Below are 2,127 nucleotides of genomic sequence, written 5' to 3' on the forward strand. Positions count from 1 at the left end.
ACTTTCATCTGGAGTACCAGCCCCAGGTGGCCAAGGGCAGCGGCCTGTGCATCGGCTGCGAGGCCTTGATCCGTGCCCGGGACCGTGACGGCCAGGTCCAGTCGCCCTGGGAGCTGCTGCAGTGGCTGGGGCAGGCCGGGCTGATGCCCGAGGTGGATTTCTGGGTGGCGTCCCAGGCGGTGCGCCAACACCTGGCCTGGAGCAAGATCGGGTTCGAGTTGCCCATTACCATCAATATCTCCAGTGCCACCCTGGCCTCGGCGGAGCATGGCCGGCGCCTGCTGGAGATTCTGGCCCGGGCCCATGGCCAGGTTTCGGTGGAGATCACCGAGGACGCCCTGGTGGGGGATGCGCTGCTGACCCAGCAGTGGATCGGCAAGCTGCATGCCCTGGGCGCGCGGGTTTATATCGACGACTTCGGCACCGGCTTCTCGGCCTTGAGCTATCTGCATCAGTTTCCGGTGGACGGGATCAAGATCGACCGCAGCTTCGTCCTGGCCCAGCGCGAGCCCAAGGGCGCCCAGGTGCTCAACGGCCTGCTGCGCTTTTGCGAAACCCTCAAGCTCAAGGTGGTGGTGGAAGGGGTGGAGACCCGGGAACAGCTGGATTTCTTGCAGTCCAGTTCGGAGTTGATCATCCAGGGCTGGTACTTCAGCAAGTCCTTGCCCGGGGAGCAGATTCCCGGTTTCGTCAGCCAGCGGGCGCGCAGTGCCCTGGCGGCCAGCGAGGACTGAGCCGCGGCGTCAAGGGGGCGACTTGCTGAAGGCCGGGTGATCCGGGCGTGGCAACTCTTTCCAGGCGCTCGCCTGGGGCTGGTCGGCGGCGCACAGCCAGAGGCCCTGATGTGCTTGCAGGGGCTCGGCGGGCAGGCGCAGCAAATCGGCCAATGCCAGGCTCAGGCCCCGACCCGGATCGGCGTCGTCCACGGCCTCCCAGTCCCGCTCGAACAGGCGCAGCTCTAGGTCCTGCCCATCGAAGTGCTGGAACAGTGGCCGATGGCGCAGCCACTGGGGCGCGATCCGCAGGCTGCGCTCCTGGACATCCAGCAACAACAGTTGCCAGGCGCGGTAGCTGTCCTCGACGTCGAGCTGCAGCCGGGTCAAGGCCAGGTAGCGGGCATCGCTGGACCAGATCATCGACGGCGCGAGGTTCGCCAGGGCGCAGCCGCTGGCGGTGAGCAGATGGCCACCGAGTCGCGGGCTGGTTTCCCGCAGCCAGCTGTCGGCGTATTCGGTTTCACTGCCGAACAGCCAGGCGGCATCCCGGCCTCCGGGCGCCGGCTGGATAAAGTCGCCCTCGGCGATGGCGGCCTGGGGGCGATCCACCAGGCGCCAGTCGGCGATCGGCAGCAGTTGCTGCTCGGTGACCGCAAAGCGCTGGCGTTGATAACAGAGCCGGGAATCGTCCCGGTCGGCACAGAACGCCGCGGCGTGGTCCGGCGCGGGCGCGCTCTGATTGAAACGTTGCAGGGGGCTGCCGGGCAGCCCCTGGTCGAGGCGCCCGACGATGACCGCGAGGCTCAGTTGGCCATCGCGAAAATCCAGCAGGCGCGCCGCCAGCAAGGCCGGGCTGTGCAGCAGGCGTTGCTGCTGCAGGTCGGCCACCACCGCTCGGCCACTGACCTGGGGGGCTTGGACAAACGGCAGCAAGGCCAGGTAGCGCTGGCAGTCGGATACCCGGTGATCCAGCAGCCAGCGCCCAGGCAACTGCCAATCGCCGATCCGGCAGGCGTAGGCGCCCAGGCCCTGATCGTCGTCAGCCTGCCAGCTCAACAGTGCCCGCTGGCCGCCCAGCATCGGTGCCGACTCGATCTGGCTGTCACCGCGCAGGCCGGCACTGTCCAGGGGTTGCAGCACCTGGGTGCGGGCCAGGGGCAGTTCGGCCACTTGCAGGCGGCCCTGGGGGTCGTGGCCGTTGGCGGTCTCGGTGTCGCTGTGGATGCTGTGCAGGCGATAGCCGAAGCGGCCCCGGTCCGGTTCGGCGCAGTCCAGGTAGGCGCCATGGCGCAGGTGCTGCGAGTCCAGGCTCAGCAGCGGGCCGGTAGAGAAGGACGGCTCCGCCGGACTGGCGACCCAGGGCGCGGGCAAGCGTCGCCAGCCCTGGCCCGCCTGCCACAGCCAGCAACCT

General features: G+C 68.5%; 1 protein-coding gene and 1 pseudogene. One reads left to right on the forward strand and one right to left on the reverse strand.

Annotated features, from left to right (window positions below):
• Positions 1-734 (forward strand): EAL domain-containing protein (locus BLX41_RS36275; RefSeq protein ID WP_259745190.1); only part of this gene is annotated, 734 nt, incomplete at its 5' end.
• A 9-nt stretch (positions 735-743) separates the two neighbouring features.
• On the opposite strand, the pseudogene BLX41_RS36280 reads toward BLX41_RS36275, so the two are convergent.
• Positions 744-2,127: pseudogene (locus BLX41_RS36280) on the reverse strand (hypothetical protein); the annotation flags it as partial.

Origin of the sequence: Pseudomonas protegens (assembly GCF_003732485.1) — a bacterium.
Taxonomy (GTDB): Bacteria; Pseudomonadota; Gammaproteobacteria; order Pseudomonadales; family Pseudomonadaceae; genus Aquipseudomonas; species Aquipseudomonas protegens_B.